Here is a 26,853-nt window from a genome sequence, read left to right as displayed (position 1 = left end):
CGATCGGACGGCTTGCGATCGGGCGGGACGGGGGCCCGGCCGACGGCCGAAGAGGGCTTCCGAGCCGCCGGCGAGGTTTTCGCGGGACGGGCCGACCCGGGCTATGCCGACCCTGGTTTGACAGCGGCGCCCGCTCCGGCGACCCCGTCGCCCCTACAGCAGATGCGGTTGCTCCACGACGGGCTGCGCCGCGGCGGGCGCCTCTTCGGCCGTCGATTCGGGCGCGGGCTGCGCGGGTGCGGAAGCCGTTGCCGCCTGCTCGGCGTCGCTCGCGCGCAGAAGCTCGCCCAGCGTGGCGAAGTCGTTCTCCAGAGCCTCGCGCTTGGAGCCGTCGTAGATGGCGGCGGCCGGGTGGAAGATGGGGAACACCTTGAACTTGCCGGCGCGTTGCAGCGTGCCGTGCAGGCGCGTGATGCCGATCTCCGTCTTCAGGATGAACTTCGTGGAGAAGTTGCCCAGCGTCACGATGAACTCGGGGTCGATGGTGCGCGTCTGCTCGCGCAGGTACGGCGTGCACAGCTCGATCTCCTCGGGGCGCGGATCGCGGTTCCCCGGCGGGCGGCACTTCAGCACGTTCGCGATGAACACGTCCTCGCGCGCCAGGCCCGCGATGGCCAGCAGCTCGTTGAGGTACTGCCCCGCCTTGCCCACGAACGGCTCGCCCTGCAAGTCCTCGTTCTTGCCCGGCGCCTCGCCCACGATGAGGACGCGCGCCGAGGGGTTGCCCACCCCGAACACCGTCTGCGTGCGCCCGTCGGCCAGCGTGCACTTGCGGCAGCCTTCGACCTGCGCGCGGATGTCCTCCAACGGAATATGCGGCTTGGGCATGTGCCTCCCCTTTCAACGATCGATCTTCCCCGACGCCGAAACGCCTTCCGCGCCGGGGCCCTTCGTAGGGGCGCTCCCGACGAAGGAAGCCGCCCCAATCAAGAAAGCCACCCTAACGCGAGCGCTCTACACGTACACCCGCGGCATCCTCTGCGCGAAGCCGATGGCCAACTCGTAGTGGATCGTGCCCAGCGTGTTCGCCATGTCGTCGAGCGTGACCACCGAGTCGCCTTGGCGGCCCACCAGTATCACCTCGTCGCCGATCTGCGGGTCGACGCGACGACGCGTGCCGTAGATGCGCATGTCCACCTCGAACATGCACTGGTCCATGCAGATGTTGCCCACCTGGCGGAACCGTTGGCCGGCCACGATGAAGTCCGTGCGGCCCGACAGCCCGCGGCGCAGGCCGTCGGCGTAGCCAACGGGAACGGTGCATATCTTCACGCTGCCCGGGCTGCGGTAGTTCATGCCGTAGCTCACGCCCTCGCTCATGGGCACGAGCCGCGTGTCCGTCACGCGCGCATGCACGCTCATAACGGGCCTCAGGTCTATCATGGTGCGCGTTTCCGGGCACGGATGCAGGCCGTAGAGCGCGATGCCGGGACGCACCATGTCGAAGTGCACGTCGGGGTAGCGGATCGTGGCGGCCGAGTTCGCCGCGTGGATGATGCCGGGGTCGACGCCCGCGACCCGCATGGACTGGATAGCCTCCAAAAAGCGCTTCGTCTGGATATGGAAGTCCAGCGTTTCCGTCGCGTCGGCGGTGGCGAAATGGGTGAACGTGCCCACGAGGTCGAGCGCGCGATGGAAGCTCACCTGCGATAGGAACTCCACCACCTCGTCGTAGCGCACGCCGATGCGGTTCATGCCCGTGTTCACGGCCAGGTGGTACGGCGCGCGGATGCCGTAGGCGTCGGCCGCCTCGGCGTAGCGGATGGCGAAGTCGGGCGTGTAGACGCTCGGCATGACCTTGTAGGCCAGCAGCAGCGGAATGGCCTCGTCGGGAGGCTGCGACAGCACGAGGATGGGGGCGTTCACCAGCGCCTCGCGCAGCTCGATGGCCTCGTTCACCGTGGCCACGCCCAGATAGTCGGCGCCGGAGTTCAGCGCCGTCTTCGCGCAGCGCACGGCCCCGTGCCCGTAGCCGTCGGCCTTCACCACGGCCATTACGCGCACGCCGGGACCCACATGGCGCTTGAGCGAACCCACGTTGTGGCGCAGGGCGTTCAGGTCGATCTCCGTCCACGCCCAGCGACGGTCGACGGCCGGGATGAGGCGCAGCTTGTCGGGATCGAAGTTCGCCGCGCCCGCATCGGGCCGCGCGTGGTCGCGCGCGTACTGGAACGCCCCCTGCGCGCCTCCGCCGTACGAGGCCGGCACGCCCGCCAGCGAGGCGCCGCCCGCCGTGGTGTAGCCGCCCACCGGCGTGTGCCCCACGCTGGCGCTGGCCGGCTCGAAGCCCGGCTTGCGGTTCGCGAATCCGGTGAATCCGTTGGGGAGGTCTTGTGCCGTCATGCTGAAGTCGTCCTCGCTTGTCGCCCGTTCTTTTCGCGCACCAGTATAGCACTGACCGGTTCCGTCGGCCCGCCCGCCAACGGAACCTGCAGGCTTCGGCGGCATCGGTTTCGGCGGCCGCTACCCTTCCAGATCGTGCAGCATGTCCAGCAGCTCCTGGCGCTTGTGGATGTCGAGCTTCGCATAGATGTGCTTCGCATGGGTGCGCACGGTGTTCTCGCTTATCACGAGCCGCTCGGCGATGCTCGCCATGCTGTTGCCGCGTGCGATGAGCTCCATGACTTCCGTCTCGCGCGTGGACAGGCCGTAGGCCTCCTGCAAATCGAGGCACTGCTTGGACGTGCGGTCGCGGATGATGCCGGCGTCTTCGGAAGAGGAAGGCCGGTTGCGCCGCTTCTTCAGCGCGGGTTTGGCGGCCTTGCCGTCGCCGGGGCCCGCTGGGGAGGAAGCGTCCGCGGGCAGGGCCCCGTCATCGGACAGGCCGTCCGCACGGACGTCCCCCACCTCCTCGGCAACCTTCCGGTTCGCGCGACCGGCCATCTGCCGCATCGCCCAGAACTCGATAGGGTCCGCCGTCACCGTACCTCTGGACGCCACAGCCTTGAACAGCGTGCCCGTGGACACCAGCAACGTGATGCCCAGCACGTAGCTGGACACCATGGCCACGAAGAACAGCCAGTCGAACCCGTCCGCCGAAACGAAGTCGCTCACCCACCCCAGCAAAAAGCCCACGGCCTGCATGAGGTACACCACGGCGCCGAAGAACGCGTAGATGAACACCGGGTTGATGCCGCGGTCGCGCGACACCTGCGCGCACTGCATCATCATGAGCATGAGCACGAGCGAGAACACCATGTACGTGAACGCGGCGAAGAGGTTGAGATAGCCCGCGCCCAGAAACGGCAGCAGCAAGAAGCCGGTGATGACCAGCGGATAAACAACGCGAAACACCGATGTGAGCCCCAGGCGGAAGCTCATGCGCCGCCACAGCAGCAGCACCGCCGCCGCCGACACGAACGAGCCCAGCATGGACGCGCTGTTCACCACGAGGCTGATCTCCTGGTGCAAAAGCGCGATGCCGCGGATGACGCCGCTCGCGAACGCGAGCGATCCCACGCACAGCGCGCTGCGCCAGTAGTCGGCCACCACCTGGCGGTACACCTGCGGATGCTGGCGCGGCACGTCCTCGAACATGGGCTGGTCCATGTGCATCTCGCGCACCGAAAGCGCAACGCACAGCCCGCACAGCGGCACGAACACAAGCGGCACGAGGAACGCCGTGAGCGCGATGGGCACCAGGTACAGCGCGAAGTAGATGAACGGGGCGATGGCCGTGCCCACCACGAGCCGCACGTTGCCCTGGGACGGGGGCAACGACGCGAAATAGCGTTGCCACAGCATGAACATGCCCGCGCACCCGATGCCCAGCAGCACGCCGCCCGCGGCCACGAGCACCAGGGCCGCCGGAGGCGCGTACATGGCGCCGATGAGGCATGCCGACCCGGCGAACACGAGCAGCGCGCTCAAGCTCACCATCATGCGCCGCGCGGCGTGGGGAAAACGGTACGAACCCACGGCGCTCGCCACGAACGCGCCCCAGAACGCGAGCGACTGCGCGAGGAAGAACGTGAGCGTGACCTCCGCCGTCTGAAACTCCATCGGCAGGAACGGGAACACGCCGCCCCAGATGGACGTGGCGTTCACCGTGAGAAAACACGCGTACCCCCAACTGGACACGTGCGTATGCGCCGCGCTGCCGCTCACGTGGTTCGGCCCTCCCCGCCTCGCCCTCCCGATAGTTCAGCCCGTCCATTATAGTGGAAGCCGCGCCGAAGAAGGGCGCGCGCCGTCGGGCGACAAAGGGAAACATCGCGTTATCACACTTCTTTGAACTGGCAAAACGCTTAAATCACATGCAAAGTGTGATCAAGGCTCCCCCGGGTTTGGTACCTTGTGACGTGGAGGAGTTACCAAAGAGAAGGAGGGAACCATGGCATTGAACGAAGCAGCGACGCTGTCGCGCCGCACGTTCGTGAAGGGCTCGCTCGCCGGGCTCGCGCTGGCCGGCGCCGCCGGAGGCGCGCTGTACGGCTGCTCGCCCAAGAGCGAGGACGGAGGCGCGAAGGACGGAGGCGCCACAGGGGCAACCGATCAGATCGCCTGGAGCCAATGTAACGTCAACTGCGGCGGCAACTGCATCTTCCAGTGGCACTCCCGCGACGGCAAGATCGTCTACATGGAGTCCGACAACACCGGCGACATCGACCTCCAGGCACGTGCTTGCCTGCGCGGCCGCTCCATGCGCCGTTGGATCAACCACCCCGACCGACTGATGAAGCCCATGAAGCGCGTCGGCAAGCGCGGTGAAGGCAAGTTCGAGGAGATTTCCTGGGACGAGGCCATCGACACCATCGCAAGCGAGCTCAAGCGCGTCATCGACACCTACGGCAACGAGGCGGTGTACGTGAACTACGCCACCGGCATGTACTCGTGCACCGGCAAGCAGCCGGGCCTGCGCCTGCTCAGTCTGCTGGGCGGCTACGTCAACCAAGGCTACGACTACTCCACACACATGCTGCAGGCCATCATGCCCTACATGTTCGGTAGCGCGGCGAACCTCGACGACGACGGCAACCATGCCACCTTGGGCAAGCCTGCAACCGCGTTCAGCCCCTACGACAACGTGAACGCCTCGTCGTTCTCCGAAGCCGAACGCGCTTCCGACTTAGTGGTCATGTTCGGCAACAGCCCGGCTGAAACCCGCATGGGCGGCGCGAACGCCGTTTGGGATTTCGCCAAAGTACGCGAGGCCGTGCAAGGACGCGGCGGCCGCATCGTCAACATCGACTACCGCCTGAACGAGAGCGCCTCGGGCCATCCGGACGAATGGCTTCCCATCCGCCCCGGAACCGACGCGGCGCTGTGCTCGGCCATCGCGCACGAATGGATCGCCAGCGGCCAGGTGAACAAGGAGTTCTTAGACAAGTACTGCGTGGGCTACGACGACGATACCATGCCCGAGTCGGCCAAGGGCCAGAACAAGTCCTACAAGGACTACATCATGGGCACCGGCTACGACATGGTGGAGAAAACCCCCGAATGGGCCGCCCCCATCACGCAGATTCCAGCCGATCGCATCCGCGAGTTGGCCGCCGAGATCGCCGGTGCCAAGGCTCCCTTCATCTGCCAAGGCTGGGGTCCGCAACGCCACACCAACGGCGAGGACACCACACGCGCCATCAGCATGTTGCCCATCCTCATTGGTCAGATCGGCCTGCCCGGCACCAACACCGGCCAGCGAGAGGCCGAGCCGTCCGTCTATCTGGTGGGAAGCCTGCCGGCCAAGAATCCCATCGAGACGACCATTCCCGTGTATCAGTGGGTGAACGCCGTCGACCACGGCCACGAGATGACGGCCACCAACGCCGGCATCCTGGGCGCGGACAAGCTGAGCAGCGACATCAAGTTCATTTGGAACTATGCAGGCAACTGCCTGACCAACCAGCACGGCGACATCAACTACACGCACGATATTCTGGCCGACGAGAGCAAATGCGAATTCATCTTGGTGTGGGACACGGTCATGACCGACTCCGCCAAATATGCCGACATCCTGCTGCCCGACGCCATGCGCTCCGAACAATTGAACATGCAGACGCAGGGCTATTCCGAGTACTACACGGCCGTGGTCGTGGGAGGCCCGGCCCAAGAACCGCCGGGAGAGTGCCGCACCAGCTACGACGTGTGTGCCGACATCGCCGATAAGTTCGGCGTCAAGGATTCCTTCACCGAAGGCAAGACGCAGGAAGAGTGGATCCAGGAGCTGTACGAGGCCGGTGCCAAGGCCGACGGCGATATGCCCACCTGGGACGAGATAAAGAAGCAGGGCGTGTACAAGCGCACGCTGGCCCCGGCTATCGGTTTGGAGGCGTTCCGCACCGATCCCGTCGAGAACCCTCTGGCCACACCGTCGGGCAAGATCGAGATCTACTCTGAGACGTTGGCCGACATCGCAGCCACGTGGGAGCTGGCCGAGGACGAAGCCATCAATCCCATCCCCGTGTTCACTCCCGGTTTCCAGGGCTACGGCAGCGTGAGCGACGAGTATCCGCTGTACTGCACCGGTTTCCATCACAAGAGCCGCACGCATTCCTCGTTCGGCTTCATCGAGGAACTTGAGGCCGTAGCACGCCAGCAGCTTTGGATGAACCCGGCCGACGCCGAATCCCGCGGCATCGCCGATGGCGACAAGGTGGCAGTCAAGAGCCCAGCGGGCGAGATCCGCATCGAGGCGAAGGTGACTCCTCGCATTGTTCCCGGAACCGTAGCCATCCCACAGGGCGCGTGGCACAAGGCCAACATGAGCGGCGATCGCGTGGACGAGGGCGCATGCGTGAACACGCTGACCACCTACAAGCCCACGCCGCTCGCCAAGGGCAACGGACCGGCCCATTCCATGATCGCAGAAGTGACGAAAGCCTAAAGGGGGGAGGACGACATGACTCAGTACGGATTCTATTTCGACAACGCACGCTGCACGGGGTGCCGCACCTGCGAGATGGCGTGCAAGGATTACAAAGACCTGCCCGTCAATATTGCGTTCCGCCGTGTATACGACTACGAGGGCGGCTCGTGGGCCGACGCGGGCGACGGCACCTACACGTCCGACACGTTCGCCTACCACGTGTCGCTGGCCTGCAACCACTGCGCCATGCCGGCGTGCATGGCCAAGTGCCCGTCGGGCGCCATCGAGAAGGACGGCAAAACAGGCCTCGTGCACATCGACCAGGAGAAGTGCACGGGCGCGGGCGTGTGCGTGACCACGTGCCCCTACAACGTGCCCATCTTGGATTCGGAGACGAAGAAGGGCGTGAAGTGCGACGGCTGCGCCGACCGCGTGGCGGCTGGCCAAGACCCCGTCTGCGTGGAGTCCTGCCCGGTGCGCGCGCTCGAATGGGGCGACATCGAGGAGCTGCGCGCGGCGCATGCGGGCACCAAAGCCGGCATCGCCCCCATGCCCTCGCCGGACGAGACCACGCCCTCCATCGCCATCAACCCCTGCCCTGCCGCCAAGGATCCCGGCGACACCACGGGCGCGATCGCGAACGAGAAGGAAGTCACCAACGTCCCGGCATAACAGCCGACCATCCGCGCATACCCGGTGCGCGCAAGCGGCACCGGGTATGCGCATCCCATCTTTGAAGCGGCCGCGCCCCTCCCTCCCCGGCGCGGCCGCTTCCGGTATACTGGAGCGGGATGCCCGCGCTCGAAGCGTGCGGGCAAGGGAGGGGTTTGGCAGAGGGCTGCTCATGGCGTTCGGATTCTTCTTCGACAACACGCGCTGCACCGGGTGCAAGACCTGCGAGATGGCGTGCAAGGACTATCGCGACCTCGGCCCCGAGGCCACGTTCCGGCGCGTCATCGACTACGAGGGCGGCACCTGGAACGCGCCGTCCGGCGACACGGAAACCGCCGCGCCCGAAAACGTGTTCGCCTACCACCTGTCCCTCGCCTGCAACCATTGCGGCAGCCCCGCCTGCACGCACGTGTGTCCGACCGGGGCCATGCACAAAGACGACCGGGGGCTCGTGTGGCCCGACGAGCGCAAATGCATCGGCTGCGGCTACTGCACCATGGCCTGCCCCTACCACGCCCCGTTCATCGACCAGCACCTGAAGAAGAGCTCGAAGTGCGACGGCTGCCGCGCGCGCCAGAACGAAGGCCTGCCGCCCGTATGCGTGGAAGCGTGCCCCGTGCGCGCGCTCGACTGCGGCGACCCCGCCGAGCTGGTGGTGCGCCATCCGGGCACCGTCCGCTCCATCCTGCCGCTCCCGGCGGAGGACGCCACCTGGCCCAACCTGTTCATCTTCCCGTCGCCCGCAGCCGCATTGGCGGCCGAAACGGGCGGGCATATCGCGAACCGCGAGGAGATCTAGCCATGGCCAGCGGCTTCGACGAGCTTTCCCTCGCGGTGTTCACCACGCTCGCCCCGGCGGGCACCGTCGCGTTCGTCGTGCTGGCGCTGGCTCGCCTGTTCTCGCACGACCACGAGGCCGCCGTGCGCATCGACCGTTTGATAGCGCTGCCGTTCTCCGTGGCGCTCGTGGGATTCATCGCGTCGGCGACGCACCTGGGAACCCCGGCCAACGCGCTGCACGTGTTCTCGGGCGTGGGGCGCTCGCCCTTGTCGAACGAGGTCCTGTCGGCCGTGGCCTTTCTGTTCCTGGTGGGGTCGTACTGGATGATGGCCTTCAAACAGCGCTTCCCGGACGCCGTGGCGAAGCCGTGGCTCGTGCTGGCCTGCGTGGCCGGAGCGGCGCTCGTGGCCTGCACGTCGCTTGCCTACGCCGTGGACACCGTACCCACCTGGGACACCTGGTACGCGCCGGCGAACCTGTGGTTCTCGGCGCTGCTTGCGGGACCGGCGTTGGGGCTGCTGTTCCTGCATATGGCGCGGGTGCCGCTGCGCGGAGGCGGAATCGCCCTGGTGGCGGTGTGCGCGGCGGCGCTCGCAGCCGGCACGATCGTGCTCGCCCTGCACCAGCAGAGCCTGGGCGGCGTGGCGAACAACGAGCTGGTGGCAAGCGCCCTCGTCCCGAACTACGGAGGAGCCATCGCGTTCCACGCGTTTGCCGGCGCCATCGGCTGCGCGTGCGCCGCGCTCTCGCTGCGGCATCGCGCGAGCGGCCAGGGGGCCGTGATCCTGAGCGGCGCGGCGGCGCTTTTGCTGCTGGTGGCCGTGTTCGTCACCCGCGTCGAGTTTTACCAGTTGCACATGACGGTGGGGTTCTAAAGCGCTACAATCTTCAGGTTCGCGAAGGGAGAGGGCGGGACATGGAGAGAGCGACGCTCAAGCAACCGGCGCCGATGCCGTTGGAGCCATATCAACTGGCTTTTTCCCTGCTGTTGCTCAATCCCGTCGCGGCGCTCGTCTCGGCTGGGAACTACCTGGGAGGCACGCTCACGGCGTTCGACCGGGGCGAGCTTTCCCTGCCGTTCATGCTCGCGTTTCTCGGAACGTTCGCCGCGTCGGCGCTTGCACTCGTCGTGCTGCATCGCTGGGGCCACGACCTGCCGCTCAGGCGGACGGCATGGGTATCGTTCTTTGCGCTGGCGGCCGGCGGCGGTGCGCTGGCGGCCGGTGCGCTGGCAACGAACGCGCCCCTTTTGCTCGGCGCGTCTGCCGTCCTGTCCGCAGTGGGCACGGCCGCCCTGCTCTACTGCTGGCTGACGGTGTGCTCGGCGTTCCCGCTCAAAACGGCGCTGCTCTGGGTCGCAGCGTGCCTTTGCCTCGCGAGCGTCATGTCCCTGGCGGTGCTGACCACCAGCGATGCCCGCATCATGATGGCGACGACCGCTTTCTCGCCCTGCGTCGCCGCAGCGGTCCTGCTCGCTTCGCGCGGTGCCCGGCGCAACGAAACCCGATGCGAAACCGCCGCGCGCCGCAAAGATCAAAGCGAGCCGCTGGGTGCCTTCCTTGGAGGCACCTGGCCCATCTTCGTCGGCGCGCTGCTCTGCCTTTTCCTTTTGGGCCTTATGTGGACCGAACCGGAGCAAGCCCTTGAATTCGCCCATTCGGCAGGCATCACGCAAGGCACCTTCATCGGGTTCATCGTCGCCGCCGTCGCCATCGCAGCCGTCGCCGCTCTGTACCCGAACGAGAAGAACCTGCGCGCCGTCTGTTTCTCGTTCGCGCCCATCGTCATCACCTTGCCGCTCGCAGCCTGCATTCTGACCGTGGATCCGTCGGGAATCGTCGGCTACCTGTTGGGAGGGCTCACGGGCATCGCCTGTTCGTTCTTCGCCTCGCTGTCGTTCTCCATCGTCCTTGAAAGCGAGGCGAACTGGCGTGTTTCCCTGCCGACGACCTGGGGTTGCTGCGGCATCGCCGCCTGCCTGGCCCTTGCAACGGGAATCGTCGTCAACCAAACCATCGACCCGAGCCAAACCATGAGCGTCACCCTCGCGCTGTTCGTGGCTTACCTGGTGGCGCTCGCCACACGTGCCGTTCGCTCGAACGTGCGGACGAGCGCAGCCCAGCAGACCGAAGGCCCCGTCGACATCCGCCAGGAAGAGTGCGAGAGAATCGTGCGGACGTGCGGATTGTCGCCGCGAGAGGCCGAAGTGCTCGCTCTCTTGGCGCGCGGACGCAGCTCGACCTACATCGCCCAGGAGCTCTACGTTTCGCCGGAAACCGTGAAGGTGCACATCAAGCACATTTACGAGAAGACGGGCGTCCATTCGCGCCAAGAGCTGCTCGATCTCTTCGAATAGCCCCGAACCCGTCGACAAGGCCCCCTCCGGCGATGCGCCGTCATCGGCACGGCATGCAACAGACAACGCCGCCCGCAGTCGAGAAAAGGCTGCGGGCGGCGAAACGAAGACGGCGTCCGGGCGGGGAGGGAGGGTAGTGCCCGGAGCCGCTTCTTGCGAAGGATGGTCGGCTATCGCACCTCTTGGCCGGTGATGAGCTTGCCGGCAACGCGGCCATGCGTGACGGCCATGCCGATGGAGTTGCCGGTTATGGGGGTGGAGTAACCCAGGCCGTAGCGTCCGCCCAAGGTGTTCCCCGCTGCGTACAATCCGGGAATGACGTTGGCGTCCTTGTCGAGAACCTGCAGGTCGCCGTTGGTCACCAGGCCGCAGAGCGTGACCAGGCTGATGGACATCGTGCCGTTGTTGCCGCCGAAGCCGCCCGGCGCCGCGTTTCCGTAGCCGTAGAAGGGGGCCTCCTCGATAGGCGTCATCAGGCAGGCGTCTTTCCCGAAGTCGGTGTCGGCTCCCGCATGGCACAGCTCGTTGTAACGCTCGATGGACGCCAGGAAGTTCTCCTTCGTCTCGCCCGTGTACCCCAGCATGTCGGCCAAGCCGTCGAGCGTCGAGGCTTTGTACAGCTGGCATGCCATGCGCTCCGCCACCGTGCACATGCGCACGGTTCCGCCCTTCGGGTCGTCCACCGCGATGGCCTCCATATCGGCTTCCATCTCGGTGTAGTAATCCTCGCGCCCGAAGTTCGCGCATCCGTGGTCGAGCGACGAGTACTTCAGCGTCTCGCGCCAGTTGGCGTCCGTCACGCCGGTGATGCCGCCCCTCGGCTGCCTGATCACCTCTGCGATCGCGGTGCTCGTTGCCGCCTCGTTCATGAAGCGGTCGCCTTCGGAGTTCAGCCACAAGAACGGGCTGGTGCCCCACGGGCCGGAGCCGCCCCCGCCGAAGCTCATGGCGCCTCTCGGGCCCGCCTCTATCATGCCGCCGGCCCAGCAGCCCATCTTGTGGCCCTCGCCGTAGCAATCGGTCTGGCCCATCAGCGAATCCGCGCCCATGCCGGCCCGCTCGTTCCATTCGCGATACTCGGTCAGCAGGTTCCACGTCATGTCGGTGTTGGCGGCGAAATCGCCCGTGCACAGGATGACGCCCTTCGATGCGACGTACTTGACGTACCCGTCGCTGCCCTCGGCTATGACGCCGGTCACCGCGCCGTCGTCGTCTTGCGTGAGCACGGTTGCCTTCTGCTCGCAGTGCCATTCCACGCCGAGGTCCTTGCCTTCGAGGATGGAGAACTGCTGGACCTCGTCCAAGCGGGAAAACGCCGCGTTCCCTTCGAACGTTTCGTGGTTGATGGTGCCCATGAACTGCACGACCGAAGGCCAGGTTTTGAAGCCGCCGCGCTTGAGCGGGTACTCGACCGGGCCGTCGAACCGAAGGGAGGGCTGCTGGATGCAGATCTGGCTGTCGTCGAGCGGGCTCAGATCGCTCTGGTCCTGCGACACCTTCTTGATGCGGTCATCGGGCCATTTGACCAGTTCGACCATATGGTCGAACGTCTCGCCCGAGTTCGCCACGTATTTGCGGATGACTTCCGTGTTCACGCGCCCGGCAGCGCGCGTGCAGAACTCCTGCACCACTTCGCCCTCGTCGTAGGGGCCGAATCCGCGGTCGATGAGGAACTGCGAGTTCACATGGCCCACGTCCTCGCCCTTCACCTTGCGGGAAGCCTCGGGCGACTGCTCGATCACCGCCACCTTCGCGCCGCCCTCCGCCGCGGCAAGGGCCGCTTGGATGCCCGCGTGCCCGCCGCCGCACACGACGACGTCGCATTCCACCGTCTCGACGATATCGCCATCGTCGATCTCGGGCTTCTCGCCCAGCCAGTCGGCAGTGGCCACGTAGCCCGTGCCCTCTTGCGACGCCGAAGCGGATCCGGATCCTTCGCTTCCCTGCGCTTCTTTGCTGCTCTGCGGCGAACAGCCCGGCACCAAAGCCGCCGTGGCCGCCACGGCGCCCATGCCCAGCGCGCCCTTCAGGAAATCGCGGCGGCCTATGCCGCCATGCTCCAAGCTGTTCTTCTCTTCCTTCATAACACCCTCCTTGGTTACGGGTTCCTGCGCTTGCGAAACGGTGCAACGCGACCGGTTTCGCAAACCCCAATGGAGCGAACCATACGGCCCAAGGAAGATCAGCGCGATCCCCGAACCGAGGTAACCGCATAACCCGATTCGAGGTATTTTGCTGTTTTGCCAGGTAAGAAGCAGGCTGCTGGACGAAAGCCAACAATCCCCCATGCAGAAATCAACCGCTTCCGACGAACAACGCTCGACGCGGCGAGCTTTCCGTGATTCAAGCTATTCGAGTCTTCGAGCATGCGCTCTCGCCGTCTTGCTCATCCTTTTCGGCAATGCTTCGTCAACGGACGGTTTTCGGATGCGCCCTGAATCCATGGGGACCATCGAGCAGGCTTAAGGTTTCGTCCTGATTTTTGCGCGCTTCACACTTTTACGTCCTTGTTTTTGTCAGTGGCGCCCCTTCGCGCATAGCGCGAAAACGAAATGCCCGGGTTGGCTTAGCAAGTCAGCGAGAAGCCCCCTCGCGCCGATAATCGGCCCGTCTCGCGGCCGAGCGTACTTCGGTACGCGAGGGCAAGCGGGAAAGGGTCGAGGATCGGCGCGAGGGGGCTTCGCAGCGTCGGCAGGTTCCGCGGGCCGTAGGCCCGCGGAACCCCTAGTGTCCTCCGCCGGCCATCATCTTGGCGGCGTGGGGCAGCGCCTTCACGATGCCGTCCCAATTCTCGCGGGCGGCCTTCTCGCTGCCGGGAAGGTTGATGACGATGTGACGGCCGCGCTGCATGCACAGGGCACGCGACAGCATGGCGAACGGCGTGATGGCCAGCGAGTGGGCGCGCATGGCCTCGGCTATGCCGGGCACGTTGCGCTCGCACACGTCCTGCGTGGCCTCGGGCGTCACGTCGCGCAGCGACAGGCCGCTTCCGCCGCAGGTGAGCACGATGTCGGCCTCCAGCGTGTCGCAGGCGTGCACGATGGCGGCCGCGATGTCGGCGCGCTCGTCCTTCACCACCACGTGGCTCGTGCACGACCAGCCGTTCTCGGCGATGAGCGCCTCGAGCGCGGCGCCCGCCGTGTCCTCCTTCATGCTGCGCGTGTCGGAGCACGTGATGATGGCGAATGTCAAAGCTTGTTCGGACATGATCGTTCCTTTCTCGCAGGTTGGCGTTAGTGAGTCGGCGAGAAGGGCTGCGGTGCGTCGAATTCGCGGGATCGCGGAGGCGTAGCGTACTTCGGTACGCGAGCCTCCGGGATCGTGCGAAAGCGGCGTGCCACGGCCCTTCGCAGCGTCGAGCCGTTCCGCCGTTCGGCAGAACGGCGGAACCTACAGGCTCACTTCCTCGCTCACGTCCAACAGCACGCACTCGATGAGCGAGCCGGCCGTGCGGGACTCCAACCCTTCGGGCATGATTGCCATGCAGTTGCTGCGCTGGATGACGCCGAACAAGCCCGAGCTCTGGTTCTTCGCCGGCGCTACCACGTACTCGCCCGCGTCGTCCTTGTACAGCGTGGAGCGCAGGAAGATGCGGCGCGGGTCGTTCTTCTTCACGTCGCGCGACAGCTTGGCCGTGACGGTCGGGCGGTCGAAATGCCGGTAGCCCTGCATCTTGCGCAACGCGGGGCGGATGATCATCTCGAAGCCCACGTAAGCCGCCGCCGGGTTTCCCGGCAGGCCGAACACGGGCTTGCCCTGCACGACGCCGAACGTCTGGGCCTTGCCGGGACGCATGTTCACCGTAGTCATGAGTAGTTCGCCCAACTCGTCAACCACGGGCTTGATGAAGTCGAAGTCGCCGTTGGAGGCCCCGCCGCTCGTCACCACGAAATCGTACTCCTTCACGGCGGCGGACACGGCGGCCGCCAGGGCCTCCTTCGTGTCCTCCACGATGGGAAGGATGGTGGGCGCGGCGCCGGCGGCCTGCGCGCACGCGGCCAGCGCGTAGCTGTTCGAGTTGCGGATCTTGCCCGGCGTGGGAACCTCGGTGGGATCCACCAGCTCGCTGCCGATGGAGATGACGGCCACGCGGGGACGACGGTGCGTGGGAACCTCCACCACGCCGCAGCCCGCCAGGAACCCGACGCCGGCCGATCCGATGACCTCGCCGGCCTCGACGACCGTCTCGCCGGCCTTCGCCTCCTCGCCCGCCGCGCGCACGTTCGAGCCCTGCTTCGCCGGGGCGGTGAACGCCACGCGGCTGCCGGGCTTGCCGTCGCCGCACACCACGTCCACGATCTCGTACTTCACCACGGCGTCGGCGTCGTCGGGCAGCGGCGCGCCGGTCATGATGCGCACGCACTGGCCCGCCTCGATGGACCCCTCGTACACGTCGCCGGCCGCCACCTCGGCGACGACGTCCACCTCCACAGGCGCCTCGGCACTCGCGTCGGCCAGTTCGGCGGCACGCACCGCGAACCCGTCCATGGCCGAATGCGCGAACGGCGCGATGTCGATATCGCTTTTCAGCGGGGACGCCGTCACGCGGCCCACGGCCTCCAGCACCGGCACCGTCTCCACCGGCAGCGGCTCCACGTTCGCGAGCACGAGGGCGCGGGCCTCTTCGAGCGAGATCATTTCCTTCATCGGTTCCCCTTCCGTGAAAGACGCGCCGCGCATCCCGCCTGCCGTTTTCGGCAGCGAAAGCGCGCAGCGCGCCTGATATACCCATGTCGTTCATTATAGCGCTGAAAGTATAGAGATAGCCCCTGAGTTGGGCGGAACCGAAAGCAAGACGAATGCGAACGGACGCTTCTTCTGCAAAAGCGGCCGGCGCCGCCCGGTGCCCTATAATGGGAACGCGAAACGCACGCTTGGCCGAAAGGAACGCGCATGACCGCAGAACCATCCCTCTACCGCAACGTGAAGGCCCACCCCTCCGCCCGCCTGTCCCCCGCCGCGGGCATCGTGGGCGACGTGACCATCGGACGCGACTCCTGCGTGCTGGCCGGTGCCCAGATCCGCGCCGACGACGCGCCCTGCGTCATCGGCGACGAGGTGAACATCCAGGAAAACGCGGTGGTGCACGTGGACATCGACCATCCCGCCGTCATCCACGACCGCTGCACCGTGGGCCACGGAGCCATCGTGCACGGCTGCGAGATCGGACCGAACACGCTCTTAGGGATGGGCGCCATCGTCATGAACGGCGCGAAGGTTGGGGCCAACTGCGTGGTGGGCGCGGGCGCGCTCGTGTCGGAGGGCAAGGAGTTCCCCGACGGCAGCCTTGTCATGGGCATGCCGGCACGCGTGAAGCGCAAGCTGTCCGACGAAGAGGTAGCCCGCCTATGCGCGCACGCCGCCGACGAGTACGTGCGCGTGAGCGCCGACATGCTGCGCGAGGGCCTGCTGGCGCACCCCGAGCAGGGCGAAGGGGAAGCCTAAACGCGGCACGGCCCCGCCGAAGCGGGGCCGTGCCGCGTCAACCGGCAAGCGTTCGCTTAACGGCTGATGTTGTAGAACGCGCTCATGCCGGCGTACTGGGCGGCGGAGTCCAGCTCCTCCTCGATGCGCAGCAGCTGGTTGTACTTCGCCACGCGGTCGGAGCGGCAGGGAGCGCCCGTCTTGATCTGGCCCGTGTTCACGGCCACGGACAGGTCGGCGATGGTGGTGTCCTCGGTCTCGCCGGAGCGGTGGCTCATGACGCAGGCGTAGCCGGCCTGCTTCGCCATCTCGATGGCCTCGAGCGTCTCGGTGAGGCTGCCGATCTGGTTCACCTTGATGAGAATGGCGTTCGCGCAGCCCATCTCGATGCCCTTGGCCAAACGCTTGGAGTTGGTGACGAACAGGTCGTCTCCCACCAGCTGCACGCGGTCGCCGATGCGGTCGGTGAGCTCTTTCCAGCCGTCCCAATCCTCCTCGGCCATGCCGTCCTCAAGGGAGATGATGGGGTACTTGTTCACGAGCGCTTCCCAGTAGTCCACCATCTCGGCGCTCGTGAGCTCGCGGCCCTCGCCCGCCAGCACGTACTTCTGCTTGTCGGCGTCGTAGAACTCGGTGGAAGCCGGGTCCATGGCGAACATGATGTCCGTGCCGGGCTTGTAACCGGCAGCCTCGCACGCCTTCGTCACGTACTCGAGCGGCTCTTCGTTCGTCTTGAAGTTGGGAGCGAAGCCGCCCTCGTCGCCCACGCCGCCGCCAAGGCCCGCGTCGTGCAGCACCTTCTTCAGCGTGTGGTAGATCTCGGCGCACCAGCGCAGCGCCTCGGCGAACGAGTCGGCTCCCACCGGCATGATCATGAACTCCTGGAAGTCCACGTTGTTGTCGGCGTGCACGCCGCCGTTGAGGATGTTCATCATGGGCGTGGGCAAAAGGTGCGCGTTCGTGCCGCCCACGTACTTGTACAGCGGCAGTTCGGCGGACTCGGCGGCGGCCTTCGCGCAGGCCAACGACACGCCCAGGATGGCGTTCGCGCCCAAGGCTCCCTTGTTGTCGGTGCCGTCCAGCTCCAGCATGATGTCGTCGATGGTGCGCTGGTCGTCGGCCTCCATGCCCACGAGCGCGTCGGCGATCTCCTCGTTCACGTGGGCCACCGCATCGAGCGTGCCCTTGCCGAGGTAGCGGCCCTTGTCGCAGTCGCGAAGCTCCACGGCTTCGAACGCGCCCGTCGACGCACCCGACGGCACGGCAGCTCGGCCGAACGCCCCGTCCTCGAGCACGACCTCCACTTCCACGGTCGGGTTGCCGCGCGAATCGAGAATCTCGCGACCGAACACATCGATGATGACGCTCATGAATGCCTCCTCGTGATTTCATTCCGCTCCGCCGGACCGTTCCGCCGAAGTCGCACATCACTGGCAATCATAGCACGTCGGAGGCCCGAGCCCCCATTCTGCGAGCGTTTCCCACAACCCCGGCGACGAACGGTAACGGTGGGTGCGCGCCACCGGAGCCGTCGAAGGCGCGACGAAGCTAGAACCGGAACTCCCCCGCCCAGTCGAAGTCGCCAGAGGTTTCCACGCTTCCGGGCCAGTGGGCGCACCAAGCGGGGAGCTGCGGGCGCTCGACGCGGTCGATGCTGGGAGTGTTGGGCTTGAGATCGAGGACGGGCGTGCCGTCCTGGGCGTCGAAGTAGGGCGTCTCGATGATGCCGGCCTCCACGTCCACCGAAGCCAACTTGATGACCGTAAGGGCCAGCGGGTTGGAGCGCAGCGGCGAGCGCGTTGAAAAGATGCCCAAGTCGTGGTCGAGGCGCGCATAGGGTCGCCCGGCGTCCATGAGCGCGCTCAGGTCGGGATCGTCCACCTCGTGGGCCCACCAGATGACGACGGCGTGGCCGAAACCTTCAAGGCCCCGCAGGCCGTCTTCGGTATACTGGGTCGATGCGCACCTGCGCGGGCCCCTCTCCTGCCCCGCTCACGATGCCGACGGGATGCACGGAAAACGTTTTCATAGCTGGTGTTCCTTTCGCGGCATGGCAGCCGCCCTTGCGGCAGCGCTTGGCTGGAGCATACAGGCTGACACCGTGAGAGGGTCAAGAGCGCAGAGCAATTACACTCGTTCATTCTGCACGGAAGCTGCCGGAATGTTGCGTTTCTCCCTCGACTCTGGCCTTCATGTGTCGCACTATTTGCGAAAGGCATTCGTTTGCACAGGTCACGTTTTCGCAATTGACTTTGTCGGTTCTTCAGATGCAACATTCCGGCGATTTCCGTGCAGAATTGACGCAACTTGCCACCGCATCTGAACAGCGAAAAGTTAACGACCGCATTCCGTTACGGGAACCAGAAACTCCGTGAGGTAGCCTTGCGGGTCGTCCGCGTTCCACGGGCCGCGATGGGCCACCTCGCGCGTAGGGTCGGCCATGCGCAGCGACGGATGACGTTCCAACCAGCGCGCAAACGAGGCGTACACGGGCGCGATGTTCTCATAGAGGCCGTACACCTTGATGCTGGCGGCAAGCGGCAGCGCGACGCTGCGGAAGAATCGAAGCGGCCCGTCGCCTTCGTCCTGCGCGTCAGTGGCGTCGGCAACCTCCACCACAACAGAGAGAAAGCCCGCAACGTCGGCGACGTCCGCACCGTCCGCGTCGCCCGCGCTATCCGTGCCATTCACACCGTCCGCCATTCTTGCTGGTTCAACGACCTCCCCGTAGCCGGCCACGTTGCCCGAGCCTTCGTCGCAGAACTCGCAGTACTCCGTGTAAGGTTCGGACGGCGTTATCCCCCGCTCTTTCATGAGCGCGCTCAGCCTCTCCCAAGCCAAGCGCTCGTCATCGTAGGCATGCAGCTCCATGCGCAACGCCACCACATCGTAAGTTGGGACCGACACGAGCGACACCTCGCAACTGAGCGCCGCCCCGCCCGCTTCCACCTCCCGCTGGAAACGATGCAGGTCTGCCAGCCGACGCTGCTCGCGCTCAATGACGCCCTCAAGCTCTCGCCCGCGTTCGTCCAGAGCGCGACAGAGCTCGTCGTCGCCCGCATGGGCCAATTGCCCAATGTCCCGTATCGGAAATCCAACGTCGCGCAAGGCGGTGATGCGGTTCGCCTCCGCCAGCTGCGCCACGGCGTAGCGGCGGTACCCCGTCTCCGGATCCTGCTCGGCGGGTTTGAGCAGCCCTACCTGGTCGTAATGGCGCAACATGCGCACTGATATGCGCGAGAGCCGGGAGAACTCGCCTATCTGCAGCACCGGAACACCTCCTTGGAATCCAGGTCAAGCGAACAAGCGCTCCCTGTGTTCGATTCGCTCCGCGCCCAAACATTAAGCCGCCCCTCATCGAGAAGAGAGCTCCATCTCGTCTAAGCTCACCAAGATGGCCCCCAGCTCTTCCGCGCGCGACCGGCACGCTTCGGTGAACCCCGACTTCGAGAACACGAACAAAAGGCGTTTACCCGCAGGAATCAGAAGGCTGCGTCGCTCCAAAGTTTCGAGCACGTCAACGTCCGTCGGCTTCTCGCGCCATTTGCATTCGGCGAAAAGGATCTCACCTTCGTCGCAAAGGGCGACAATGTCGATTTCCGCCTGTTCGCGGCGCACGGGATCGTTCCCCCACCAACGACCGACATCCAAAATGAGCGGCACGCGAGTTGAGCCCATCTCGCGGAGCAGCCACTGCCTGCACACATCCTCGAACATCGGACCGAGATACGTTGACAGATGCCGCTCCGAAACGAGCCGCGCGATCTCCCTCTGCCGTCCCGCCTGCAAGGGTGTTGCGTACTGCGGCACGAACCGATACCAGAAACGAAAGAGGTTGTCGGCTATGCGATAGCGCACCTTCTTGCGGTTCGCATCGACTACGGGCTGCTCCTTGCAAATCACACCCAACTCCATGAGGCTCTTCAGATAACCCGTCGCCGCGGCCGCTTCGATGCCCGCCGCATCGGCGATTTCGGACGACTTGCCTATACCCGAGGCCACCGCGCGCGTGATGGCGTTGTACATGGCCGGGTCGCGCAGCTCCTGCTGCAGGTACGAATCGGGCTCCCCGTAGAGGAAGGAGTCCACCCGCAGTAGGTTCTCCGCCATGTTCTCCTCAAGCGATAACGAAGGCTCGTATTGCTCCAGATACAGAGGGATGCCGCCCACCACGCCGTACCAGGCCACCACATCCTCGGCCAGCATGCCGTCGAGCAGCTTTGCGGAATCGAACACGTCGAACGGCTGAACCTTGATCTGAGCCTTCCTGCGGCCGTACAGGGGACTTTGGTAACCCAGCACCTGGTGCTCCATAAAGCTCATGGACGATCCGCAGAGGATGAGATACAGCTTGCTATCACTTTTCTCGCGGTCGATTTTCGCCTGGAGCAGCGAGGACACCGGACGATGGCTCTGCGCCAGATAGGGGTACTCATCGATCACGAAGACGATGCGACGTTTGCGCCCAATGCGGAAAATCTGTTCGAACGCCGCATCGAACGACTCGAAAACCGGTACGGGAGCATCGAGCGCTGCTATTCCGTCATTCTGAGACAACTCGGCGATGGCTCTGCTCAGCGCTATAAGGTTTTCCTTCGCGCTCGATTCTTGCGCCGTGAAAACCACAGCGGGCTTGCCTTCGATGAACCTGTTGATGAGACTTGTCTTGCCTACGCGCCTACGCCCGTAAATGACGGGCATTTGGAACGTGCCGGCTTTGTATAGCTGTTCGAGTGTTCCGAGTTCTCGCTCTCTTCCAACAAAGGGCATTGGCGCCTTCTTTCTTGATTTCTTGATTTTAATAAAAGTATACTTTATGAAGTTACGATTTAACAAGTTACGATTTGATTATCGACTGATTAAACGAGATGCGCTCTTGGTCAACTTAAGCATCTGGAGGACTAGGGTTTGCGGACTTGCAGAAAGCTGGGTGCGCTCGCCGCAGGTTTTACTTCTTCGGGCGGATTGTGCGATTGGCGCTCAGGAGAGCGCCTCTGCAGAGTTTCCGACACGATGGGCGCGATGATGGTCGCGACGATGCGTTTTATCAAGCTAAGCTGCCAGTACAGCGGGGTGCGGACGCGAAGCGGAGCACGCCGCCCTCACGTTTCCAGCGGTTGCTCGGAGCCGTCGGCGGCCAGGTCCTCGCGCTCGCGCGCCAGGTAGTCTACGAGCTCCTGCTGCGAGTGCACGGCGAGCTTGCGGTAGATGCTGCGCACGTGCGTCTTCACCGTGTCGGGCGACACGGACAGCGCCTCGCATACGGCACGGCGCGACTTGCCCTGCGCCAGCAGCAGCATGACCTCGCTCTCGCGCTGCGTGACCTCGCGTTCCGTGGCCACGAACTTCACCACGCCCGCCAAATCGCCCGCAGCCAGGCTGCTTTCGCCGGGGCGCACGGTGCCCCAACCGTACTTGAGGTTGCTCCCGCTCGACAGGAACAGGGCGGTCGCCAGCACGAAACACGCCACGCAGCTGGCGAGCAACGGACCGTCGGGCGACGGCTCGCCGTTCAAGAAGGCCAGGGCGACGCCGCCTCCCGCCACCACCCCGAAGAACAACGCCGCGCCCGGGCAGCTGGCGATCCAGGTGGCGGGCATCCCCATGTTCTTCATCAGGCAAGCGCCCAAGCTCCACAGCACCAGGTCGAGGTAGCAGAAACCGGCCGCCAGCACCGCATCGCCCGCCACCACCGCATCGGGCAGCAGCGCGAGCAGCACGAAGCCGGCGGCCACGAACGGGAACGCCACCTTGTACACCAACCGATTGAAGTCGAGCCTCAGAAACACCAACGTGGCGAACAGCAGTCCCACGGCCGCGAGCTGCCCAGCCGAGCGCAGAAGGGTGTTCCCAAACGAGGCCGACCACGCTGCGGCATCGCCAACCGCGCTTCCCGCACCCGCACCGCCCAGCACGAACACCCCCGCGAACAGCACGCCGGCCGCCGCGCCCTGCACGCACGACGTGGCCACGAACTTCGCAGGGAACGGCAACGGCACGTCGCGCCCGTGCCCGAAGTAGCGCGCCTTCGGAAAACCGCCCACCACCGCGCGCAACAGCATGGCGGCGGCGAACGGCAAAACGAGCGACACCGTGAGCAAGGGCGCGTCGCCCGCCTCGGCCGCCTGGCCCGCCATCGCCAGCGCCACGAGCACCGCGGCGGCAGCCACCGTGGCCATCATGCCCTGGTACAGCGTCTGCTGCGTGCCGATCCAGCCGAACACGCGATCGACCTCCACGCGAAACAGCGCGCAACCCACTCCCATGACCAAGCTCGACAGCAGGTAGAGCGCGCCTCTTGCCGCCGGCGGCAGCCCGGTGTCGAGCGCCCATACCAAATGCAGGGCCGAGGCCAACGTCATGAGCGAGGCCAGCGCAACGATCCACGAAGGCGCGCTGGGCACCTTCCGCGTTTTCTTGAACCACACGGCTATGACCGCGCTCGCTGCCGCCATGCACGCGAGCGGCCCCATCCACGCCGGCACGAACAGCGTGGCGGCGCCCCGACCCGGCACCGCCGCCCCCAGCTCGACGGCCGGCCCCGTGCAGCAGGCGATCAGCCATACCATGTAACATGCCATGGACAGCGCGATGCGGACGTGCCCCGCCGCAGCATGGCCGAGCCCCGCGCGCACGCGCTGGCGGTCGCCCGGCTCGTTGAACAGATGACGAACGTGGCTTTCCTTCATGGGCCCTCCCCTTCCCGCGCATAAGCATACCGCGTCGCGCCTCACCCCGTAGGGTGAAAACGCGCGATTCGGCTTTTTCCCTGCGATGGGCGAAGAGGGATGCCGACCGCGCATGCTAGAGTGCGGGCAACGCCGCGGTGCGGAGGGCACCGGGCACCAGGCGGAACCGAGGGGTTCCGCACAGGAGGGAAGGGGTATCCCATGGAAAACGAGAAACGCCTGAGCATGGATCGACGCAGCTTCCTCAAGGGAGCGTTCGCCACCGGCGCCGTGGGTGCGGCCGCCGTCACGGGCGTGGGAGCGCTCGCCGGCTGCGCGGCGCAACCGAAGGAGGGCAAGGCGGGCTCGTCTGCCTCCAGCAGCAAAAGCGGCGGCGCCTACGACTTCGAGACCGCGCCCGACCCCATCGCCGAGGGCGACATCAAGGAAACGGTGGACGCCGACGTCGTGGTGATAGGTGCCGGGTTCTCGGGCCTGTGCTGCGCGCTCGCGGCGGCGGAGGAAGGCGCGAACGTCGTCATGCTGGAGCGCATGGACCACGTCATCGGCCGCGGCGGATCCATCTACGCCATGAACTCGAAGCTCACGAAGGAGAAGGGCTACGAGTGCTCCGTGGACGAGGTGGCGCAGCGCTACAAGCGCATGATGGGCTACCATTCCTACCGCGTCGACGGCCGCAAGTGGATGCTGCACTTCAACCGCTCGGGCGAGGCCATGGACTGGCTCATCGACCGCATGACCGCGGCCAGCTCCGTGGGCGGCGACGACCTCACGCCCGTCATGGAGCACTGGTACGAGGACCCCGAGAACATCAACGGCGAGTTCCCCGGCACGCACGAGTTCCTCGACGGCCCGAACGGCAAGGGCCCCGACGACAACCCGCAGCAGGACGTGTGCGCGAACATGGCGCTGTACTGCGAGAAAGCCGGCGTGGACATCCGCTACGAAACCGAGGCGCAGCAGCTCGCGAAGGACGGCGACAAGGTCGTGGGCGTCGTGGCGAAGGGCAAGGACGGCTACGTGCGCTTCAACGGCAAGAACGGCGTGGTCATCGCCACAGGCGACTTCGGCCAGGACAAAGACATGCTGGAGAAGTTCATCCCCTGGGCGGCGCACCAAACCGAGTTCGGCGGCATATGGAACGGCTCGGGCCACAAGATGGCGTACTGGGCCGGCGCCGCGGTGGACAAGAGCGAGACCCCCGCGCCCATGATCTTCTGCTTCCAGTGGCGCTCCATCACGCGCCAGGTGCGCGCGTTCCAGGGCCTCATGGTGAACGAGGACGGCCGCCGCTACGACAACGAGGACAACGTCATCTCTCACGGCGGGCTGGCCCTCATGCACCAGAAGGGCAACCACGCGTTCGCCATCTGGGACGACGACTACGCCAACGAGCCGCAGTGGCAGAACCACCGCTACGTGGACGGCCCGAAGGTGTTCGACACGCCCGACGACGTGCGCGCCTACTGGCAGACGGTCGTCGACGGCCCCGGCACCATCAACATGAACGGCTCGGGCGACATCCCGGTGAAGATGATCAAGGCCGACACCGTGGAAGAGCTCGTGGAGAAACTCGGCCTGCCAAAGGACGAGGCGCTCAAGACCATCGCCGCCTACAACGGCTACTGCGAGACCGGCGTCGACGAGGAGTTCGGAAAGCGCAAGGAGCTGCTGCTGCCCATCAAGAAGGGCCCGTTCTACGGCATCGAGTGCACGCCGTGGTTCCTCTCCACCACCGGCGGCATCCGCTGCAACGAGCACCTGCAGGTCATGAACGCCGACGACGAGGTCATCGGGGGTCTGTACTGCCTGGGCTCCACGGTGGGCGACATGTACAACAACTGCTACTCCACGCACTTCCCCGGTCACAACCTGGGCGGCACGTGCCTCACGTTCGGCTACGTGACCGGCCGCTACCTGGCCGGCGCGGAGAAGTAGCGCTCAACCTGCGGCCGTCCGCCAAGCGGACGGCCGCCTCGCGGCGCCCGTCCCTGCGGCGCCCTTCGGCCCGGACGCTCACTCCCTCCCTGCGTCCGGGCTTTTTCGCGCGCAGGCGCGCCTGCTTGGGTTGCGGTGCTACAGGAACCAGGCGAGGGCCGCGCATGCCGCGATCCCCACGGCGAGCACGCCGGCGCCTTTCGCAGTGAAGCGGCGGTCTCGCAAGGATGTCCGGGCCGCCCCGGCTCCGTAGCAGCGGGCGTCCATGGCGGCGGCCAGCGCGTCGGCACGACGGAACAGACCCACGAACAGCGGTATGAGCACGGTCTGCCATGCGCGCAGACGCTGCCACAAAGTGCCCTCGGCGAACGCCGCGCCGCGCGCCTGCTGGGCATCGTGCACGCGGCCGAACTCCTCGGCCGTGACAGGAATGAACCGCAGCGCCAGCGAGAACACCATGGCGATGTCGTCTACGGGCACGCGCAGGCGGCGCAGCGGCCGCAGGAAGTCGGCGAGCGCGTCGGTGAGCGCCGTGGAGGTGGTCGTGTACGTGACCACCAGGCTGGCCACCACCAACAGCACGATGCGCGCCGCGAAGAAGCACCCGCGGGCAAATCCGGCGGGGACGAAGCCGAACGACCCGATGAGGGCCACGGGGGGCGAGGAGGCGAGCATCCCCGCAGAAGCGCCACCCAGAACGGTGGGCACCGTGCCCGGAACGGCCTGCGACACGTCGAACGCGAAGCCGTTGAACAGCACCGCGAACCCCGCGATAACGTACACGGGAACGAGAAGCGCGAAGAACCGACGGACGGGCACGCCCGACGAAGCCGCCACCGCGACGAACAAGAGGGCGCACAGCGCGAGCCCCGTCCACGTGTCCACGAGGAACAGCGCGACCGAGTACGCGGCGAGCAGCACGATCTTCACGCGCGCGTCGCACGCGTGAACGGGCGATGATCCGGGGATATAGGAGCTGACGTCGATTCGCATGCTGGCAGTATAACGGAAAAGCCCGCAGCACGACGCTGCGGGCTTTCGAACAGGGTGACAAGGATCGCAAGCAGCCGGATTCGCACTCCCCGGCTGCCGGGAGCTACCTGCCTTCCTTGATGTTCTCGGCGCCTTGCTTGATGTTGTCCTTCGCGTCGGTCGCGGCCTCCTTGATGGCCTCGCCGGCCTTGCCGAGCGACTCCTTGACGGAATCCATGAAGCCCTCGGACTTCTGGTCCTTGCGGTCCTCGTGCTGCTGGGCGCGCATGGCGGCATCGGTGCTGCCCGTCTGCTGGGCCACCTGGTGCTCGCGGTCGGCGGCGGCGTCCTCGGCGCGGCGCTCGTTGACGCCCGCCTTCGCCTCGTGGAACGCGTCCTTCACGTTGTTCTTCACATCGTGAGCCATGTCCTTCGCACCGTTCTTCATATCGACGGACGCATCGCCCGTCTTGTAAGCCTGATCAACCATGCCTGCTCCTTTCAAAGGGATTACGGATTCGCTCTCATTCTAGGGATGCGGCGCGGGCTGCCGGCTTCCGCGCGAAAACGGGGCTGCAACGGTTCGCCCACGGAGGATCGATGCGCCGTCTGATGCGGCGAAGGGGACCCTAACCGCACGTCAAGCTCCTTACAGGCGCTCCGACGAGTCGGTTGCTATCCGCTCGGTGTCGCCTTCCGCCTTCTCGAAGTCGAACGCGGTGGCGGCGGCCTCCACGGACTCTTTCTCGCAACCGTCGCCGTCGACGGCCTCGACGTACTCCTCGGCCTCGCGCTTCACATCGCGCTCGATGCGCTCGAGCTCGTCCGCCGCCTCGCGGTTCAGCTCGGCCGCCTCGTCCGCGTCGATGCGGACGTCTTCCTTCGTCGTGGTTTCAGCCATGGTCCGGCTCCTTTCGCTTGAACTCCCGTTTGCTGGGAAATGCTTTCGACCGAACCCATTGTAAGCTTCGCTTCCGCCAAGCCGGTTTCCGCCCGCTGACGGTCGCGCAACGATTGCATATCACCCGATCAAACGCCGAATCCCCATCCGCTTGCGCACGAAGGCGACCGCACGCCCGGGCAAGCCGCCCGCAACCCTCCGCGCGCTCGACAAGCAAATGTCCTAAAAGGGGACTGTCCCCCTTTAGGACAAAAAGAGGACCGTCCCCTTTTTGGGCATTAAAAAACGGGAACCCGAAGGTTCCCGTTCAGT

At 65.7% G+C, this 26,853-nt stretch carries 21 protein-coding genes; 7 read left to right on the top strand and 14 right to left on the bottom strand.

Annotated elements, in window-relative coordinates; genetic code table 11:
• Positions 1-153: 153 nt before the first annotated feature.
• The 3 genes from C1878_RS02395 to C1878_RS02385 form a co-directional block, all read right to left on the bottom strand.
• Positions 154-828 (bottom strand): uracil-DNA glycosylase family protein, encoded by a 675-nt coding sequence (locus C1878_RS02395; protein ID WP_114600083.1) that lies wholly within the window; start codon positions 826-828, stop codon positions 154-156.
• 126 nt (positions 829-954) lie between these two features.
• Positions 955-2,343, bottom strand: coding sequence for an alanine racemase (alr, locus tag C1878_RS02390; protein WP_114600082.1), 1,389 nt, complete (start codon positions 2,341-2,343; stop codon positions 955-957).
• A gap of 120 nt (positions 2,344-2,463) precedes the next feature.
• Positions 2,464-4,107, bottom strand: coding sequence for a LuxR family transcriptional regulator (locus C1878_RS02385; protein ID WP_114600081.1), 1,644 nt, complete (start codon positions 4,105-4,107; stop codon positions 2,464-2,466).
• A 226-nt stretch (positions 4,108-4,333) separates the two neighbouring features.
• Between C1878_RS02385 and C1878_RS02380 the strand changes: the two genes are divergently transcribed.
• The 5 genes from C1878_RS02380 (at position 4,334) to C1878_RS02360 (ending at position 10,617) form a co-directional block, all read left to right on the top strand.
• Positions 4,334-6,826, top strand: a complete 2,493-nt coding sequence (locus C1878_RS02380; protein WP_114600080.1) for a DMSO/selenate family reductase complex A subunit — start codon at positions 4,334-4,336, stop codon at positions 6,824-6,826.
• 15 nt (positions 6,827-6,841) lie between these two features.
• Positions 6,842-7,480, top strand: a complete 639-nt coding sequence (locus C1878_RS02375; protein ID WP_114600079.1) for a DMSO/selenate family reductase complex B subunit — start codon at positions 6,842-6,844, stop codon at positions 7,478-7,480.
• Positions 7,481-7,652: 172 nt separating this feature from the next.
• Positions 7,653-8,279 carry a 4Fe-4S dicluster domain-containing protein gene (locus C1878_RS02370; RefSeq protein ID WP_114600078.1) on the top strand — a complete coding sequence of 209 codons (627 nt, stop codon included), beginning with the start codon at positions 7,653-7,655 and terminating at the stop codon, positions 8,277-8,279.
• Between the two features lie 2 nt (positions 8,280-8,281).
• The gene (locus C1878_RS02365) at positions 8,282-9,136 is read left to right on the top strand and encodes a DmsC/YnfH family molybdoenzyme membrane anchor subunit (protein ID WP_114600077.1); all 855 of its coding nucleotides are present in this window, start codon (positions 8,282-8,284) and stop codon (positions 9,134-9,136) included.
• A gap of 41 nt (positions 9,137-9,177) precedes the next feature.
• Positions 9,178-10,617 carry a helix-turn-helix transcriptional regulator gene (locus C1878_RS02360; protein ID WP_114600076.1) on the top strand — a complete coding sequence of 480 codons (1,440 nt, stop codon included), beginning with the start codon at positions 9,178-9,180 and terminating at the stop codon, positions 10,615-10,617.
• Positions 10,618-10,787: 170 nt separating this feature from the next.
• Here C1878_RS02360 and C1878_RS02355 read toward each other — a convergent pair whose 3' ends face one another.
• The 3 genes from C1878_RS02355 to glp all read right to left on the bottom strand — a co-directional run bounded on the left by C1878_RS02355 (position 10,788) and on the right by glp (position 15,264).
• Positions 10,788-12,701: an FAD-binding protein gene (locus C1878_RS02355; protein WP_114600075.1), complete on the bottom strand. Its 1,914-nt coding sequence runs from the start codon at positions 12,699-12,701 to the stop codon at positions 10,788-10,790.
• Between the two features lie 640 nt (positions 12,702-13,341).
• Positions 13,342-13,824: a molybdenum cofactor biosynthesis protein B gene (locus C1878_RS02350; RefSeq protein ID WP_114600074.1), complete on the bottom strand. Its 483-nt coding sequence runs from the start codon at positions 13,822-13,824 to the stop codon at positions 13,342-13,344.
• A gap of 183 nt (positions 13,825-14,007) precedes the next feature.
• Complete coding sequence (gene glp, locus C1878_RS02345) at positions 14,008-15,264, bottom strand: gephyrin-like molybdotransferase Glp (RefSeq protein ID WP_114600127.1); 1,257 nt, start codon at positions 15,262-15,264, stop codon at positions 14,008-14,010.
• A gap of 246 nt (positions 15,265-15,510) precedes the next feature.
• Here glp and C1878_RS02340 point away from each other — a divergent pair, with 246 nt between their 5' ends.
• Positions 15,511-16,062: a gamma carbonic anhydrase family protein gene (locus C1878_RS02340; protein WP_114600073.1), complete on the top strand. Its 552-nt coding sequence runs from the start codon at positions 15,511-15,513 to the stop codon at positions 16,060-16,062.
• Positions 16,063-16,118: 56 nt separating this feature from the next.
• Here C1878_RS02340 and eno read toward each other — a convergent pair whose 3' ends face one another.
• The 5 genes from eno to C1878_RS02315 all read right to left on the bottom strand — a co-directional run bounded on the left by eno (position 16,119) and on the right by C1878_RS02315 (position 22,730).
• Complete coding sequence (eno, locus tag C1878_RS02335) at positions 16,119-17,411, bottom strand: phosphopyruvate hydratase (RefSeq protein WP_114600072.1); 1,293 nt, start codon at positions 17,409-17,411, stop codon at positions 16,119-16,121.
• A 178-nt stretch (positions 17,412-17,589) separates the two neighbouring features.
• A complete protein-coding gene (locus C1878_RS02330; protein ID WP_241963579.1) occupies positions 17,590-17,940 on the bottom strand; it encodes a TrmO family methyltransferase in 351 nt (116 codons plus the stop codon).
• A gap of 435 nt (positions 17,941-18,375) precedes the next feature.
• A complete protein-coding gene (locus C1878_RS02325; protein ID WP_114600070.1) occupies positions 18,376-19,311 on the bottom strand; it encodes a MerR family transcriptional regulator in 936 nt (311 codons plus the stop codon).
• A gap of 84 nt (positions 19,312-19,395) precedes the next feature.
• Positions 19,396-20,811 (bottom strand): ATP-binding protein, encoded by a 1,416-nt coding sequence (locus C1878_RS02320; RefSeq protein ID WP_114600069.1) that lies wholly within the window; start codon positions 20,809-20,811, stop codon positions 19,396-19,398.
• Positions 20,812-21,143: 332 nt separating this feature from the next.
• Positions 21,144-22,730, bottom strand: coding sequence for a response regulator transcription factor (locus C1878_RS02315; protein WP_158539666.1), 1,587 nt, complete (start codon positions 22,728-22,730; stop codon positions 21,144-21,146).
• Positions 22,731-22,931: 201 nt separating this feature from the next.
• Here C1878_RS02315 and C1878_RS02310 point away from each other — a divergent pair, with 201 nt between their 5' ends.
• Positions 22,932-24,668 carry an FAD-dependent oxidoreductase gene (locus C1878_RS02310; RefSeq protein WP_114600067.1) on the top strand — a complete coding sequence of 579 codons (1,737 nt, stop codon included), beginning with the start codon at positions 22,932-22,934 and terminating at the stop codon, positions 24,666-24,668.
• A 138-nt stretch (positions 24,669-24,806) separates the two neighbouring features.
• On the opposite strand, the gene C1878_RS02305 is transcribed toward C1878_RS02310, so the two are convergent.
• The 3 genes from C1878_RS02305 to C1878_RS02295 form a co-directional block, all read right to left on the bottom strand.
• Positions 24,807-25,661 carry an energy-coupling factor transporter transmembrane protein EcfT gene (locus C1878_RS02305; protein ID WP_114600066.1) on the bottom strand — a complete coding sequence of 285 codons (855 nt, stop codon included), beginning with the start codon at positions 25,659-25,661 and terminating at the stop codon, positions 24,807-24,809.
• A gap of 103 nt (positions 25,662-25,764) precedes the next feature.
• Positions 25,765-26,130, bottom strand: coding sequence for a hypothetical protein (locus C1878_RS02300; RefSeq protein ID WP_114600065.1), 366 nt, complete (start codon positions 26,128-26,130; stop codon positions 25,765-25,767).
• A 159-nt stretch (positions 26,131-26,289) separates the two neighbouring features.
• The gene (locus C1878_RS02295; protein WP_114600064.1) at positions 26,290-26,541 is read right to left on the bottom strand and encodes a BAG1 BAG family molecular chaperone regulator 1; all 252 of its coding nucleotides are present in this window, start codon (positions 26,539-26,541) and stop codon (positions 26,290-26,292) included.
• Positions 26,542-26,853: the final 312 nt, after the last annotated feature.

Origin of the sequence: Gordonibacter sp. 28C (assembly GCF_003339845.1) — a bacterium.
GTDB lineage: Bacteria > Actinomycetota > Coriobacteriia > Coriobacteriales > Eggerthellaceae > Gordonibacter.
Note: the sequence above shows the minus strand (reverse complement) of the source record. Positions and strands in the feature narration are given on the sequence as shown.